This is a genomic window from Neptuniibacter sp. 1_MG-2023, from assembly GCF_030547185.1.
Classification (GTDB): Bacteria; Pseudomonadota; Gammaproteobacteria; order Pseudomonadales; family Balneatricaceae; genus Neptuniibacter.
The window spans coordinates 24,416-39,754 of record NZ_JAUOQR010000013.1; the positions used below are offsets into that span (position 1 = coordinate 24,416).

Sequence of the window (15,339 nt, forward strand, 5' to 3'; positions counted from 1 at the left end):
CCTCAACTACTGTCCACGCATAAATAATTTATCAAGGTCGCTCATCGTCATTTGACTCCACGTAGGCCGCCCATGATTACACTGCCCACTACGCTCTGTATTTTCCATATCACGTAGCAGCGCATTCATCTCTGGTATTGTTAGCTGCCGATTCGCTCTCACTGCACCATGACAAGCCATAGTTCCAAGTAACTCGTTAATATGCTGCTCTATTCGCTTACTTTCACCATAGACGAGCATATCTGATAATACATCTCGAATAAGCTGCTCAACATTACCTTTAGCTAAAGAAACCGGCACTTGGCGTACAACGATTGTCTCTTCACCCATACGTGCTAATTCAAAACCTAAACGCTTAAATGTATCTGCATACTCTTCAGAACAATCCGCTTCACGCTCGCTTACAGCAAGGCTCAAAGGCACCAACAAGGGCTGTGAGCGCACAACATCTTCTTCGTAAGACTGTTTCATACGCTCATACACAATACGTTCATGGGCCGCGTGCATATCTACGACAATTAAACCTTGTGCATTCTCTGCAAGAATATAAACCCCATGCAACTGAGCAACGGCATACCCCATCGGAGGGCATTGCTCTTGAGCATCATCATTTTCAGCGGCCTGCTGAGTATTATCAGGATGCAACGCAGCATAGCCGGTCAACTGATCATTAACCTGCCCCTGCGATGGTGGCTGTGGATAACTCGATCTATACCCAGAAGGAGATGCGGCGCCCTCCCCATAACGAACCGCAGATCGCTGAGTAAACGCCATTCTCCCCTGCTCATGCAACGGCTCTTGAACAGCTGAAACGGGTTGCAATCCCTGCTCAAAACCTACATTTTCAGCCGTTCGTTCACCACCCAGCTGATCTTGTGGCCGCATATCTGCAATTAATCTATGTAAAGTTCTAAATAAAAAATCGTGAACTAAGCGACTTTCACGAAACCGAACCTCATGCTTGGTTGGATGAACATTCACATCAACTAAGGAAGGATCAAGCTCTAAATAGAGAACATACGCAGGAAAACGACCATGATAAAGAACATCAGCGTAAGCCTGCCTCACAGCATGAGCAACCACTTTGTCTCTAATCATGCGGCCATTAACAAAGAAATACTGCAGATCCGCCTGACTACGTGAGAAGGTAGGTAAGCCAACCCAACCCCACAACCTTAGTCCTGAGGCCTCTGCAACAACATCAACATTTAAAGCGTTATCAATGAAGGCTGAACCACAAATATTAGCAACTCGCCGCTCTTGCTCTAACTGGCTATCTGCCTGCCGAAGTTGATGGATCACCTTTCCGTTATGTCGTAACTGAAAAGCCACATCAAAACGACTTAACGCAAGGCGCTTAACCACTTCATCTAGATGGCGAAATTCTGTTTTCTCTGTTTTAAGGAATTTACGACGGGCAGGTGTATTAAAAAAAAGATCCTTAACTTCAACCGTTGTCCCTTCAGGATGGGCTGCAGGCTCCATTGTAGCCTCCATATCACGCCCTTCTGTCTGTACCTGCCAAGCACTCTCTTGCGAGGCCTGCCGGGAGGTCAATGATAAGCGAGAAACGGAACTAATACTGGCTAAAGCCTCGCCGCGAAAGCCTAAACTTCCCACCGCCTCTAAATCTTCCAGCACCTGTATTTTCGATGTTGCATGCCGACTAAGCGCTAATGGTAGATCCTCTTTATCTATACCGGAGCCATTATCCCGGACACGCATTAACTTAACACCGCCCTGCTCTACCTCCACATCGACCTTATTAGCGCCGGCATCAAGGCTGTTTTCTAAGATCTCTTTTATAACTGAAGCAGGACGTTCAACAACCTCCCCCGCTGCTATCTGGTTAGCTAAACGCGGTGATAGCAAATGAATACGTGACATTAAAAATCCTTTAACTTGCGGGAATTCTTAGAACTTGACCAATTTTGATCGTATCATTTTTAAGGCTATTAACCTTACGAAGCGATGCCAATGAGACACCATTTTTTGAAGCAATAACGGAGAGGGTATCACCTCGTACAACTTTGTAGCTACGAGTATCCTTTGCTTTACGCTGTGCTATAAGCGTTAGAGCCGGCGGCTTCCGTTCAAAATGTTGCACAATACCTTTATAGATCGCATCAGCCATCTTCTTTTGATAACTTCTGGTTTTTAAGTTCGCAGCTTCACCCGGATTGGAGATAAACCCCGTCTCAACCAAAATGGAAGGAATGTCCGGTGATTTAAGCACTACAAACCCAGCCTGCTCTACATGGGACTTATGCATACGCGCAAAGCGCTTAATATTAGTATGAATGCCTTTCGCTATAGAGCGACTATCTTCTCGACTGGCCGTCATCGACATATCAAGCAGCACACTCGCTAATACATTATCTTTATCATCTAAGCTGACACTGCCCACACCACCAATCAAATCGGCACTATTCTCTTTGCTTGCCAACCATCGACCCATTTCACTACTCGCCCCTCTCGAAGAAAGTACCCAAACAGAAGCTCCTCTGGCTCGAGGGTCTTTGAACGCATCCGCATGAATTGAGACAAAAAGATCTGCATTATATTTTCGTGCCGCCGACGTTCGACCACGCAAGCTAACGTAGTAATCACCTGTTCGTGTCATCTGGCCTTTGTAGCCCGGCGTTTGATCTAAACGTAGCTTCAACTCTTTTGCCATCGCAAGTACGACATCTTTCTCCCTAACTCGCCCACTCCCTATAGCACCCGGATCATCGCCCCCATGTCCCGCGTCAATAGCGATCACAATATCTCGGCCAGCTATCGCCTGCGGCTCAGCAGTTTTAGTCGCTTTAACTAAGGATTCTTTTTCATAAAGATCCAAGACCAAACGGTGACCATATTTTTGATTAGGCTTAAGCTCAAAGCTCTTCGGACGCACCGCATGTTTAAGGTCTAATACCAATCTAAGTGTTTTACCGTTTTTACCGGAACGAATACGCTCAACCGGACTTTTTTCGAGACCTAGGCGCTCTAAATCTGCCGTTAACGTCGTATTCTCAATATCCAAAACGATACGTTCAGGGTTATTTAATGTGAAAACCTTATGCGTTGCAGGCCCCGAAAGATCAAAAACCAAACGAGCATGATCCGGTGCAAGCCAGATACGCACCTTTTCGACTTCCGCCCCTTGAACAAAAAAACTGCCAAGCGACAGGGCCGTACAAAACAACCAACTGACAACCCGCTTATACTTCGTTATTCGCATAAAGCCTAAAAAAACCCCTTCACAAAAAGCAAAACACCCTAACCCAACTTATGACCCAACATCTAATTTTTTAATCAACAAGCTTATCGGCCATGATCTGGCCTAGTTCAGTCTTCGGCGTCCAGCTTAACTGCCGACCATACCCCAATAACTCTATCTGCAACACTAAATCGGCCTTCGGCAACATACCACGACCTTTGTCTGGCCATTCAACTAAACACAGCGCATCCTCATCAAAATAATCACGAATACCAAGGTACTCTAACTCTTCAGGATCCGATAAACGGTACAGATCGAAATGATAGATATGTTTACCATTAATTTCATAAGGCTCCACCAGCGTATAGGTAGGACTCTTAACCGAGCCTTGATGACCGGCCCCTCTAATAACACCACGACTTAAGGTGGTCTTACCCATACCCAAATCACCTAATAAAAAAATAACTCCCCCATTTTCTGTAGCTTGGGCTATTTTGTAACCAAAGGCGACCATGGAATCTTCATCAGGCAACTCAATCCGATACTCTTTACTCATATTGACCATTTATCACTTTAGGAATCGTTAAAAAAAGATCGGACGCCAACATCCCAACCTCCCCTTGAGACTGAGCAATATAATCCGCTGCTGTCGCATGCACATAAACAGCGATACGGGCTGCATTTTCAGGACTCATCTTTTGCGCCATAAATGCCCCGCAAATACCCGATAATACATCACCCATTCCGCCAACAGACATCCCTGGATTACCAGCAGAACACAAATAGCTCGCATCACCCGCCGACACCAGCGAACCAGCACCTTTTAAAACTACAGTGCCACCACAAACAGTCTGCAACCTTTCAACCGCATCAAAACGGTCCTGTTCTATATCATTCACGGTTTCACCCAGTAAGCGTGCAGCTTCGCCCGGATGGGGTGTACATAGCCATTTATTACGCTGCTTAAGCTCAAATTTACTAAATAAATTCTTACTTACCATCAAATTCAACGCATCCGCATCTAGCACCATAGGCTTACCAGCCTCTAACGCGGTTAAGAGCATCTGCTCAGCCCAAGCGTTCTGACCAAGCCCTGGCCCGACAACAATAACATCTACTTTATCGAGTAAAGGTTGCAGCTGGGCGCTTGAATCAACCCCTTTAACCATAATCTCTGGGCAGCGACTTAACGAAGCCAGCACATGTTCAGAACGTGTAGCCAGTGTGACTAAACCAGCCCCACTTCTAATGGCGGCTTCTGAAGCTAATAGAGCAGCCCCGCCCATACCATGGTCTCCACCAACAACTAATAAGTGACCAAATCGTCCCTTATGTGATGACTTTGATCGAGGCGGCAAACACTCACCGAGATCCTCTTCTGTTGTTCTAAAAAGATTAACAGGAACCGCTTCATAAACCTCATCAGGTACCTTGAGATCATCAAACAACAGTGTTCCACAGTAATCAACCGCTTGTCCTGTCAACAAGCCCCGCTTCATGCCAATAAAGCTTATGGTTATATCAGCATGGACCGCCACACCCAAAACCCGTCCAGTGTCAGCACAAAGTCCTGAGGGAGTATCAACTGAAATAACAGCTTTAGAGGAAGCGTTAAACTGCTCAATCGCAGTGTAAAATAAACCACGAACCTTACCAGAAAGCCCTGTGCCTAACATAGCATCAACTAATAGACCGCCACGAAAGCTCATACCTGGCCTATAAAGTTCATAGCTAGGATAGATCGCTTGCAGTTGCTCCCACGCCGCTAACGCCTCACCTTTAAGCGCTAAAGGAAAGCGTTCATCTCCTACGCAAACCAGTTGGACATCAAGCCCTTTCTGTTTAGCGAGCAAGGCAACAACAAAACCATCCCCTCCATTATTACCAGCACCACAGACTATTGTAATTGCAGTTACATTTGGGAAACGATCTAGCATTTCAGCAAAAACAGCATGACCCGCCCGCTGCATAAGGCGGATACCCGGAATACCAAACTCATTGATTGCCGTACTATCCAGCACACGAGTTTGTTCCGCTGTGTATAATGTCGCCGGAAGAACCGCTCTGTTAACAGACATCGCTCGAACCAATTATTTATGTAACGTTATGTTTTTAGAACATTATGAGGAATCTTCCCCGTAAAGGGCAAGCCTGAATATATGCCAGATAAACCATCACATACACTAGCAACGCTCGCACAGAAGATAAAAAGCTGGGCAAAAGAGCTAGGTTTCCAACAATGCGGTATTACCGATTGCGATCTGAGTGCGGAAAGAGCCCATTATGAACAGTGGATCGAAGCGGGATATCACGGTGAGATGGGGTACCTCAACAATCATTTAGACAAACGATTCTCAGCTGATAGCTTACTCCCTGGAACGCAACGCATTATCTGCGTACGCATGGATTACCTTCCACCTGGTACTGCAGCCGTAGACCTGCTTGATGATGGTAAACATGCTTATATCTCTCGTTACACTTTAGGTCGAGACTATCACAAGCTCATTCGTAAGCGTCTAACTCAGCTTGGCAAAAAAATAGATGATGAAGTAGGTGAAACAGTCTTTCGAGCCTTTGTTGACAGCGCCCCTCTATTGGAACGCCCTTTAGCTGAGAAAGCGGGTCTCGGCTGGCGTGGAAAACATACACTTATCCTTAACCGCGAAGCGGGTTCCATGTTTTTCTTGGGCGAACTTCTGATCGATCTTCCTCTTCCTATAGATCAGCCCAGTACGGAAGAGCATTGCGGGAAATGCACGGCTTGTTTAGATGTATGCCCAACACAAGCCTTTCCCCAACCGCATCTGCTTGACGCACGAAAATGCATCTCTTATTTAACAATTGAGCTAAGCGGATCTATTCCAGAAGAACTCCGCCCCAAAATGGGTAATCGCATCTTTGGTTGTGATGATTGTCAATTGATCTGTCCTTGGAATCGATTTGCCGATTTCACTCACGAACAAGACTTCCATCCTCGACAAAAGTTAGACAAAAGCGAATTAATTGAGCTCTTCAACTGGGATGAAGCCACATTCCTGAAAAAAACTGAAGGCTCCGCTATCCGTCGAACAGGCCATATTGGCTGGCTAAGAAACATTGCTGTTGCTTTAGGTAATAGTGATGGCGGGGAGAATGTTATTAACGCACTGAAAGCAAAGCTATCCCATAGTTCAGAAATCGTACAAGAACATAGCTTATGGGCTCTCAACAGGTTAGCGACTAAAAGGACTGAAGGGGCATTGCCAATCCACACCCACTCCCGTCGAAATAAGATCAAATTCTAAGAAAATAAATTTACAGCTTAATAAAATGCTCTCGGTAATACTTCAGCTCATCAATAGAATCACGAATATCGTCTAAAGCTAAGTGAGAGCCTTTTTTAACAACACCAGCAGCAACTTCAGGTTTCCAGCGTTTAGCTAATTCTTTCAGCGAGCTGACATCCAAATTACGGTAATGGAAAAAAGCCTCTAATTCAGGCATATATTTATCAAGGAAACGGCGATCCTGACCTATACTATTACCGCACATGGGAGACTCACCCGCAGCCACATACTGCTTCAAGAATGCAATAGTTTCTTGTTCAGCCTGAGCCTCAGTGACAGAGCTATCTTTTACTCTCTGGGTTAATCCAGACTTACCATGCTGATTAGTGCACCACTCATCCATACCATCTAATAGTTGATCACTTTGATGAATAGCCAGCATAGGACCTTCAGCCAAAATATTCAGATCTGAATCCGTCACTACAGTCGCAATTTCAATAATTACATCATTTTTAGGATCCAAACCGGTCATTTCTAGATCAATCCAGATCAAATTGCCCTTATTTTCCATTAAAAACCTCCAAAGTTGACGCAGGCACTGCACTTTCCCTTAGAATACCTTACCTTGGGCAGGTAAACAGGCCTTATTATTCTATTAAAATCATAAAATCGGGGATATTTAGTGATTCAGCCGCTACTCTTTAAGAACATACAGCAACTAAAGGCGTGTCACTAACAGCCTATGACAAAACGTAAACTTACCCGCCGTCAAAGCTGGCGCATTCAAAAGATCCAAGACGAACGTACTGCTCGTGCGTCCAAAAAAGACTCCACAATTGAGCAACAACTCGATAGTAGCGAGCTAGGCCCAGAACAACACGGGCTTATTATTTCCCACTTTGGCCGTACTGTAGATGTAGAAGCGTCTGAAGGTGAGCATAAGGGCGATATAATCCGCTGCCATATGCGTACAAATTTAGGCCAGCTCGTTACTGGCGATCGCGTTATCTGGCGTCAAGGTAAAGATACCGGAGTCGTCGTTGCCAAACTAGAGAGAAAGAGCGAACTACTTCGTCCCAACCCATACGGAGAGATGAAGCCTGTAGCCGCAAATATTGATTTTATCGTTATTACTGTAGCCGTAGAGCCAACGCCCCATGCAAATTTAATTGATCGCTACCTCGTTGCCGCAGAATTAAGTGGTATAGAACCGGTTATCTTGCTTAATAAAACCGATCTTCTTAATACTGAAAATCGAGATAAAATTGAAGCTATGCTGCAACGCTACCGAGATATAGGCTACGAAGTATTACTTGCGTCCACCTCAAAAGAGCAAGGGCTTGCAGAACTTAAAGCTAAACTTGACCAGAGAATCAGTGTATTCGTTGGCCAGTCAGGTGTAGGTAAATCCTCACTAATTAACGCACTCCTACCCGGTATAGACCTAAAAGTCGGCGATCTATCAGAACAAACCAAAAAAGGTCGACACACGACAACCACCGCCCGCTTATTTCACTTTCCCGATGGTGGCGACCTAATAGATTCCCCAGGCATCAGGGAATTTGGTTTATGGCACATTGAGTTAGATGACGTTATAAGTGGCTTCAGGGAGTTAAAACCACTTGCAGGTCTATGTAAATTTCGTGATTGTAATCACGAAAAAGAACCTGGGTGTGCGCTGAAAAGTGCGGTCGAAGATGGCACAATTAGCGAGCAACGCTGGAAAAGTTACAAATATATTCTTTGCTCTATTGAGGAGCAAAACAGTTAAATGCAGTTAGAATTATAAATAATCAGCGAACAAAGGCGTAGTATAAATGTCGAATTCTCCATACGGTGCAGAGTCTTGGGTTAGCTACCTAAAAGACCGTCCTTTGCCTGTAAGAAACAGTGTACTTCGCCGACTAAAACGCAAATTATGTGATGCTTCAGTCCCCTTACAAGACCTAAAAAAAATAATAAAGTCAGACCCTGTCCTCTCTTTACACATGGTACGCAAAGCCGCTGAACTCCATGATAAGGTCGACTCAAAAGTCACGAGTCTTGACCATGCGATTAACTCATTGGGGCTCGACAATATTTCAACGGTTTCCGAAACAATCACCCCGCTAAGGCTAAATCCTTCAAGCGTGGCGCAAAAAATGTACTTCCGCTACATATCTGTTAGCCACCATGCAGCCTCTCAAGCTCAAGCTTGGTTAGCGCGGAAAAGTACATTGTTTGCAGAAGAAACCTATCTGGCTTCTCTCTTTTATGGCGTAGGGCATTGGTTTCTCTGGCAACATGCTGCCTTACATATGAGCCAAATTCAGATAAAGATACGAGAGGAACAGATTGACGTAGTCTTGGCTGAAACCGACATTCTCGGCTGCACTGTGCAAGAGATTTCCCGCGGTCTCATTGAGAGCTGGGGGATTTCAGAATTAGCTGTCACCAGCTTAGAGCATGAAACGTCACCCAATAAGAAAACCTTGGCTCAACTCCATCAAAGAGCATTAGGCGATCCACGTTTAAGTGCAGAGAGCCTTCGCGAAATCAACCATCTAGTACAAGAGAAGTTTTTCCCTGTAAAACTATCCAACTGGATAGCATTAACGACAAGTTTCGGCTGGAACAGCACCAAATCAATGAAAATAATCGACATTATTAATGATTATTTAAAAGCTGAAATTGCAGAAACGATCAATAGTTTACATATTACCTGCGCCCATTCATCACGCACATTCCATGTAGCAGGTACTATGGCTCTCGCTGCAGAGATGCTATTACTTCCATCAAACGAAACGATCAACTACCGCATATCGTCTAAAGAAGAAAAGCTACTTTGTAGTTTAATGCCAACCACCAGCCCCACTATTATCGAACCTTCCCTTCCCAAAAAACTCAACACTTCAGTACCTAACACAACAACAAAACCCGAATTTTTAGACAAATTTCTTTATGACCAAATATCTGAACGGTTTTCAAAAGGGTACGATGCCTATACTCAACCTAAGCACATTCTACGCGCACTTACTCAGGGGTTAAGCAAAGGGCTAGGATTTAATCGTGTGGCTCTATTACTCATAAACCATAGAACCCACTCTCTCAAGACAGCACTTAGCGTTGGCTTTACCGATGAGCACCCTATCCATAACTTTAAATATGATCTTGAAGTCCCGAGTCTTTTTAAAAAGCTAAGAGATAAGCCTGCCTGCATCTGGATAAAGCCAACCAACAAAGAACAGCTGCTGCCGATGCTACCGGAAACTTATCACAACTGGGGAAGTCCCAACGGTTTCTTGCTCATGTCCATATTCTCTAACAAAGCACCACTCGCTATTATCCATGCAGATTATGATATGGCAGGCACCGAAATATCTGAATTTCATTATGAGCTATTCAAACACTTATGCTCTGCGGCAACCGCCAACTTACAAAAAATAAAAACCTAATTTCAATAATTACATCAGGTTGGTTTGTTATAAATATCCATATAACCCGCTTTCCAGCGCTAAACCAACCCAGTATTATCCTTTTTTCTAATCAGTTTTTGGAGCGACCACAATGACACTGCCCCTATTGATTGAGGCTTCTGAACTACATCAACACCTCAATAATCCAGATTTATTAATTGTCGATCTCTCTAGTGAAGAGAATTATTTAAAAGGGCACATTCCAAACGCTATTAATCTATCACCCTCCTCTTTACTCTCTGGACAGCCTCCCGTTCCGAACAAGCTGCCATCTAACGACCAACTCCAACAATTATGTAAGGCAATAGGCTTAACAGAGAAAAGCCTTGTAGTCGCATATGACGATCAGAAAGGAGCTTTGGCAGGCAGATTCATATGGAGTTTAAATGTTATTGGCCACAACAACTGCTCAATGCTTAATGGGCAGATAACAAGCTGGACAACAGAAGCATTTCCGCTTGAAACAACAGCAAATCAAGCAAAAGCATCTACTTACAAAATTAGTATCAACCCAAAACTAATCGCTGACGTCGAGTTTATAACCCAACATCTACAAGACCCGAATCTAGCTATATGGGATGCCCGAAGTTACCCAGAATATACTGGTGAAAAGGTGATCAATGCCGCAAAAGGAGGGCATATTCCAGGAGCACACCACTTTGAATGGACAGATTGCCTTATTAGCGAAGATAATCTTCGGATTAAACCGGCTAATACATTATTATCTGCACTTAAAGAACAGGGCATAACCCCAGAGAAAACAATCATTACACACTGCCAAACACATCGCCGCTCTGGCTTAACCTATTTCGTGGCACGCTACTTAGGTTTCAACGATGTTCGCTGCTACGATGGCTCATGGTTTGAATGGGGCAATCTACCTGAAACACCTGTGGAGAAATAATGAAAAAGCTAAAAGAGACGCTGTTTATTCTTTTTCAGCATATTGTACCTCAGCACCTTTTATCTAGGCTGGTCGGAAAAATCGCTGACAGTACAACCCCTTGGATAAAAAACAGCTTTATAAAGTGGTTTTGTAATAACTACCAGATCAATATGACGGAAGCTCAGGAAGAGATTGCCACAAACTACCCTAGTTTTAACGCTTTCTTTACCCGAGCGTTAAAAGATGATGTTCGACCTATTGACCAAACACCGGGGGTTATTACAAGTCCTGCCGATGGCGCATTTAGCCAATTAGGTAAAATCGAACATGGACGAATCTTTCAAGCTAAAGGACACGCTTACGGCTTAACCACCCTTTTAGGTGGTGACCACGAGATAGCAGCTCCTTTTATCGATGGCGAGTTTGCCACTATTTACCTCTCTCCACGGGACTACCACCGTGTACACATGCCTATTGCTGGCACACTAACCCACACAACCTATGTCCCTGGTGATCTATTCTCAGTAAACCAAACAACGGCGGCAGGGGTAGAACAGCTATTTGCTCGCAACGAAAGGCTGATTGCTCATTTTGAGACCGAACATGGCCCTATGGCAATGGTATTAGTAGGTGCAATGATTGTAGCTGGAATAGAGACGGTATGGTCAGGCCAAGAAGCACCCCGCCTAAAAGCGCCTGAACACAGATCATTCAAGAATGAAACAATCCCACCTATCAAGCTTGAGAAAGGCGCAGAAATGGGCCGTTTTAAACTAGGTTCAACGGTTATATTATTATTCGGTAAAGACAAAATCAGCTGGCAAACAGGTCTAGATGCAAACAGCCCCATAAAGCTGGGCGAAGCTATAGGTTCACAAAACAGCGAATCAAAGAATCTGAATTAAATAACCTTAAAATATGTCTGCTGTTCTCAACTATTTTTTGGCGTAGACTGAGAACCTTAAACGATTACCTACAGGTATAAGAGTTACAATGAACAACCTACTAACCTTACTTGAAGAGAAAAAGATGCAACTTAACGCCGATAAAACTCGCGTATTAAGTAGTAGCGGTAAAAAAACGCAGGTTGTTCCTCTTATCCACCAACGCGTCCTTTCCATTAAAGGTCCTGAGACTGAAAAATTCTTACAAGGGCAACTGAGCTGTGACGTTAACAACGCTTTCAAGACAGGCAGCTCACTAGGCTCACACTGCAACATCAAAGGGCATATGTTAAGCCTATTTCGTCTACTTAAAGCAGGCAGTGAAGAAGCCTGGCTACGTATGAGCCAGGATATTTTTGAAAGCGCGACGGCGAACCTGAAAAAATATATGATTTTTTCCAAAGCTGAAGCTCAAGAAATTAGTCATACAATCTCAGGAATAGGCTTAGTCGGCCCAGGCGCTCAAACACTCATAGAACGCTGGTTTGGAAATAGCCCAAGTGAAACAAATAGTATCATCTCATTAAGTAACGGCCTTATTGTACGTGTTCCTGGAGATCGTTTTGAAATATGGATGGACGATGATGCAGTAACAGAGATAGTACGTCAGTTACCAGAAGAGGTTGGGATTGGCTCAACTAATGACTGGATCCTCAGTGAGATAGATGCTGGTATCCCTGATCTTAGAGCTGAAACCCAAGAAGCCTTTATTCCTCAAATGACAAATTTCCAAGTTTTCGCGGGGATTAGCTTCACTAAAGGCTGCTATACAGGCCAAGAGATCATTACTCGCCTACAACATCGCGGACAGCTAAAAAAGCCTATGTATCTTGCAGAAGTATCGACTGATCAAGAGCCGCAAGTAGGAGAATCAATCTCAGCGCCCAATAAACCTAATGCGGGGCGCGTTGTACTTTCCGCTCAATGCGGTGAAAATAGATATAGAATATTAGCCGTTATCGTGAAAAGTTTAGCTGAAGAGGGCGTTTTATCACTGCACAACCAAGCAGTAGAGTTAAAAACACTCCCTTACACATTAGATCCCAAGCTTTTTCTCCCCAAATAAAAGTGCTCAATTAAATACCAACAGTTGACCTTGCCGTCAAATAGCGAGACACTTCTCAGCATGGGATTAAACAACGCAAAGGGAGATGCGCGGGGATGAAGCGTACAACGAACACCCCGACCATACCATTACTACTTATCGGTATGACCGCGATACTTAGTATTCTGCTGCTTCTCTATATTCATGTCATCTCAAAAAGCACCAGCCAAAAATATGTTCCTTGGGTTGATGCCTCCATTGAAATAAAACTAGAAACCGCCCTAGCCCACCTTTGGTTCGAAGAGATTCTATCAGGTGATAGCGTTCGCTCCATCGACTCAGTCTATCATCACATCACTATGGCTAAGTGGTATGCCACAGCCATACTCGATGGTGGCAAAAATGATCAAGGCACCTATTACCCACTAAAAAATACAGAGCTAAGAGCCAAAGTTAATAAGCTACTCTACTCTTTACAAAAATTTCATAATACAACAACCGTTCGCTACCAATTTCCTGACAAAAATTCAAAATCAGATCAGCAATTCGATGCTCTATTTATTCAGATTATGGAAGACGCAGACCTGCTTGAAATCGAATTAAAACAACATATCGCATCTGAAAACCATTCACAAAATGCACTTTTATTTATGTTATTTATTGCGATATGCACTATGTGCTTTATTTCTGCTTATTCAGTTTGGCGCTTTACCGATAACAGAACACGTTATCTCAAACAATTATCCTCCGCCCATAATCAGATATCAGAACAATATACCCAGTTAAAAACCCTTGCCCATACAGACCAACTGACGGGAATCCCTAATAGAAAAATGCTAGAAACATTTGCTAATCAAGCGCTTAGCAAAGTAAACAGAGGGGATAAATGGCTCTCCGTAACCTTCATAGATTTAGACTTTTTCAAACCGATTAACGATCAGTTTGGTCACAATGTAGGCGATAAAGTTCTTGTTAACTTTACTAAGGCCATCAAAGCTCAATTAAGAGAGGGAGATATTTTATCTCGCTTAGCGGGCGATGAATTTATTCTTCTTATCGAAGCAGACAGTGAAACTCAGCTTCACGAATCACTAAATCGCATAATTTCACGTGTGCAACAGCAATTATTACAACCGATTTTAACAACACCAGTAGATATACATGTTAGATATAGTGCAGGATCCGCCGTCGCTCCAACAAACTCCACTGATTTTGAAACCCTAGTTCATTATGCTGACATTGCCATGTATGACAGCAAGAAAAATGGCCGCGGGCAGCATCATTACTACAGTGAGACAAACAGCTACCAAGAAGAGTTAGCACTTGAGATTACTAAACCTGAGGCGGGAGCTGCCAGCTTATAATCGAACGCTTATGCAGCCTAAGATATTCATTCGCTTGACTAAAGTGCCTGCAACCAAAAAAACCTCGGTAAGAAGAGAGCGGCGATGGATGCGGCGCCTTAAGCACTAAATGTCGATCTGTATCAATACAGCCCCCCTTCTTTTGCGCATAACTTCCCCACAAAAGAAAAACAACATGTTCACATCTATCATTGATAACTTGGATGATTTTATCAGTGAAATGCTCCCAGCCCTTGCCTTGATGTGAACCGGCTGCACCCTCCTCTACCGTCAGCACACTATTCAGCAACAGAACACCCTGCTTAGCCCAATTTTCTAGATAGCCATGGAAAACAGGCTCAACACCCAAATCGCTCTTTAACTCTTTATAAATATTTACCAATGAGGGAGGTATTTTCACCCCCGGCTGTACGGAAAAACACAAACCATGGGCCTGTCCAGGCTGATGGTAAGGGTCCTGCCCTAAAATAACGACTTTCACATCATCAAGCGGCGTTGATTCCAAAGCATGGAACCAATTAGACGAATGGGGATAGATCACCTTATGCAGGTCTTTCTGCTCTTGTAAAAACTGTTTCAACTTCTGCATATAGGGCTGATCGAACTCATCAGACAATACATTCTGCCAGCTTTTTGCACGCTCTAAGACCATAACCACCTATCCCCCACAATCTGTAAGTTGCTTACCTTTACGCATAGACGAATCCATAACCACACGGCCATGCCAAACCGAAAAATACCTGACTTTACCGGGCGCATGGGATACTACACCAGAAATAATAATGACCAAAAAATATATACTAGAATTCGGCTGTTCAAACCACCAAATCATCGTAGATAGCAAAAACAGCTTAATACCTATAGCCGTACCCCTAAGCTGTAAAAGCCAGATGCCATCGGTATAAATCTCCAAACCGCTCATCACCAGACCACTCACAACGGTGAGATAGAGAAACAACTGCCAAGACTCTATAGGCTGATGATACAAATAAGCGCCCGCCAATCCACAAACACCAACCAGATGCAAAGTACGGCTAAGAATACTTATCCAGCGTTTCCCAGGGATGATCCGTTTTTTTATAGGAAAGAGCCAAGCCATCATATCCCTCATTAAATAAAACAAAAGGCGGCAAACAACCACAAAAAAGCCCTCAACGAGGGCTTTTTAATCTTT

The 15,339-nt window shown here is 43.8% G+C and carries 14 protein-coding genes; 7 read left to right on the forward strand and 7 right to left on the reverse strand.

What is annotated here, in order from left to right; genetic code table 11:
• Positions 1–6 precede the first annotated feature (6 nt).
• The 4 genes from mutL to Q4492_RS13445 all read right to left on the reverse strand — a co-directional run bounded on the left by mutL (position 7) and on the right by Q4492_RS13445 (position 5,283).
• A complete protein-coding gene (gene mutL, locus Q4492_RS13430) occupies positions 7–1,887 on the reverse strand; it encodes a DNA mismatch repair endonuclease MutL (protein ID WP_303418858.1) in 1,881 nt (626 codons plus the stop codon).
• A gap of 10 nt (positions 1,888–1,897) precedes the next feature.
• Entirely contained in the window at positions 1,898–3,226 is a 1,329-nt protein-coding gene (locus tag Q4492_RS13435) for an N-acetylmuramoyl-L-alanine amidase (protein ID WP_303418861.1), read from the reverse strand.
• Positions 3,227–3,296: 70 nt separating this feature from the next.
• Positions 3,297–3,761: a tRNA (adenosine(37)-N6)-threonylcarbamoyltransferase complex ATPase subunit type 1 TsaE gene (gene tsaE / locus Q4492_RS13440; protein WP_303419031.1), complete on the reverse strand. Its 465-nt coding sequence runs from the start codon at positions 3,759–3,761 to the stop codon at positions 3,297–3,299.
• Positions 3,754–5,283: an NAD(P)H-hydrate dehydratase gene (locus Q4492_RS13445; protein WP_303418863.1), complete on the reverse strand. Its 1,530-nt coding sequence runs from the start codon at positions 5,281–5,283 to the stop codon at positions 3,754–3,756. The genes tsaE and Q4492_RS13445 overlap by 8 nt, the downstream gene beginning before the upstream one ends.
• A gap of 81 nt (positions 5,284–5,364) precedes the next feature.
• Here Q4492_RS13445 and queG point away from each other — a divergent pair, with 81 nt between their 5' ends.
• Positions 5,365–6,489 carry a tRNA epoxyqueuosine(34) reductase QueG gene (gene queG, locus Q4492_RS13450; RefSeq protein ID WP_303418865.1) on the forward strand — a complete coding sequence of 375 codons (1,125 nt, stop codon included), beginning with the start codon at positions 5,365–5,367 and terminating at the stop codon, positions 6,487–6,489.
• Positions 6,490–6,499: 10 nt separating this feature from the next.
• Here the strand turns inward: queG and orn are convergent, their stop codons facing one another.
• The gene (gene orn / locus Q4492_RS13455; protein ID WP_303418868.1) at positions 6,500–7,042 is read right to left on the reverse strand and encodes an oligoribonuclease; all 543 of its coding nucleotides are present in this window, start codon (positions 7,040–7,042) and stop codon (positions 6,500–6,502) included.
• A 171-nt stretch (positions 7,043–7,213) separates the two neighbouring features.
• Here orn and rsgA point away from each other — a divergent pair, with 171 nt between their 5' ends.
• The 6 genes from rsgA (at position 7,214) to Q4492_RS13485 (ending at position 14,165) form a co-directional block, all read left to right on the forward strand.
• Complete coding sequence (rsgA, locus tag Q4492_RS13460) at positions 7,214–8,242, forward strand: small ribosomal subunit biogenesis GTPase RsgA (RefSeq protein ID WP_303418871.1); 1,029 nt, start codon at positions 7,214–7,216, stop codon at positions 8,240–8,242.
• A gap of 46 nt (positions 8,243–8,288) precedes the next feature.
• On the forward strand, positions 8,289–9,905 hold the full coding sequence (locus Q4492_RS13465; RefSeq protein WP_303418874.1) for an HDOD domain-containing protein: 1,617 nt from the start codon (positions 8,289–8,291) through the stop codon (positions 9,903–9,905).
• 112 nt (positions 9,906–10,017) lie between these two features.
• Complete coding sequence (locus Q4492_RS13470) at positions 10,018–10,830, forward strand: sulfurtransferase (protein WP_303418876.1); 813 nt, start codon at positions 10,018–10,020, stop codon at positions 10,828–10,830.
• Positions 10,830–11,717 carry an archaetidylserine decarboxylase gene (gene asd, locus Q4492_RS13475; protein WP_303418879.1) on the forward strand — a complete coding sequence of 296 codons (888 nt, stop codon included), beginning with the start codon at positions 10,830–10,832 and terminating at the stop codon, positions 11,715–11,717. Before Q4492_RS13470 ends, asd begins: the two co-directional genes overlap by 1 nt.
• Before the next feature lie 88 nt (positions 11,718–11,805).
• Entirely contained in the window at positions 11,806–12,822 is a 1,017-nt protein-coding gene (locus tag Q4492_RS13480; RefSeq protein WP_303418881.1) for a folate-binding protein YgfZ, read from the forward strand.
• Positions 12,823–12,917: 95 nt separating this feature from the next.
• On the forward strand, positions 12,918–14,165 hold the full coding sequence (locus Q4492_RS13485) for a GGDEF domain-containing protein (protein ID WP_303418884.1): 1,248 nt from the start codon (positions 12,918–12,920) through the stop codon (positions 14,163–14,165).
• Here Q4492_RS13485 and ung read toward each other — a convergent pair.
• Both ung and Q4492_RS13495 read right to left on the reverse strand, forming a co-directional pair.
• Positions 14,134–14,817: a uracil-DNA glycosylase gene (gene ung / locus Q4492_RS13490; RefSeq protein ID WP_303418887.1), complete on the reverse strand. Its 684-nt coding sequence runs from the start codon at positions 14,815–14,817 to the stop codon at positions 14,134–14,136. The genes Q4492_RS13485 and ung overlap by 32 nt on opposite strands.
• 6 nt (positions 14,818–14,823) lie before the next feature.
• Positions 14,824–15,267: a hypothetical protein gene (locus Q4492_RS13495; RefSeq protein ID WP_303418889.1), complete on the reverse strand. Its 444-nt coding sequence runs from the start codon at positions 15,265–15,267 to the stop codon at positions 14,824–14,826.
• Positions 15,268–15,339: the final 72 nt, after the last annotated feature.

Excerpts from the sequence above, each read along its gene's own strand:
- orn (WP_303418868.1), bottom strand. The coding sequence starts at position 7,042 with ATGGAAAATAAGGGCAATTTGATCTGGATTGATCTAGAAATGACCGGT.
- asd (WP_303418879.1), top strand. The coding sequence starts at position 10,830 with ATGAAAAAGCTAAAAGAGACGCTGTTTATTCTTTTTCAGCATATTGTA.
- Q4492_RS13445 (WP_303418863.1), bottom strand. The coding sequence starts at position 5,283 with ATGTCTGTTAACAGAGCGGTTCTTCCGGCGACATTATACACAGCGGAA.
- Q4492_RS13470 (WP_303418876.1), top strand. The coding sequence starts at position 10,018 with ATGACACTGCCCCTATTGATTGAGGCTTCTGAACTACATCAACACCTC.
- tsaE (WP_303419031.1), bottom strand. The coding sequence starts at position 3,761 with ATGAGTAAAGAGTATCGGATTGAGTTGCCTGATGAAGATTCCATGGTC.
- Q4492_RS13485 (WP_303418884.1), top strand. The coding sequence starts at position 12,918 with ATGAAGCGTACAACGAACACCCCGACCATACCATTACTACTTATCGGT.
- mutL (WP_303418858.1), bottom strand. The coding sequence starts at position 1,887 with ATGTCACGTATTCATTTGCTATCACCGCGTTTAGCTAACCAGATAGCA.
- Q4492_RS13480 (WP_303418881.1), top strand. The coding sequence starts at position 11,806 with ATGAACAACCTACTAACCTTACTTGAAGAGAAAAAGATGCAACTTAAC.
- rsgA (WP_303418871.1), top strand. The coding sequence starts at position 7,214 with ATGACAAAACGTAAACTTACCCGCCGTCAAAGCTGGCGCATTCAAAAG.
- ung (WP_303418887.1), bottom strand. The coding sequence starts at position 14,817 with ATGGTCTTAGAGCGTGCAAAAAGCTGGCAGAATGTATTGTCTGATGAG.
- Q4492_RS13495 (WP_303418889.1), bottom strand. The coding sequence starts at position 15,267 with ATGATGGCTTGGCTCTTTCCTATAAAAAAACGGATCATCCCTGGGAAA.
- Q4492_RS13465 (WP_303418874.1), top strand. The coding sequence starts at position 8,289 with ATGTCGAATTCTCCATACGGTGCAGAGTCTTGGGTTAGCTACCTAAAA.
- Q4492_RS13435 (WP_303418861.1), bottom strand. The coding sequence starts at position 3,226 with ATGCGAATAACGAAGTATAAGCGGGTTGTCAGTTGGTTGTTTTGTACG.
- queG (WP_303418865.1), top strand. The coding sequence starts at position 5,365 with ATGCCAGATAAACCATCACATACACTAGCAACGCTCGCACAGAAGATA.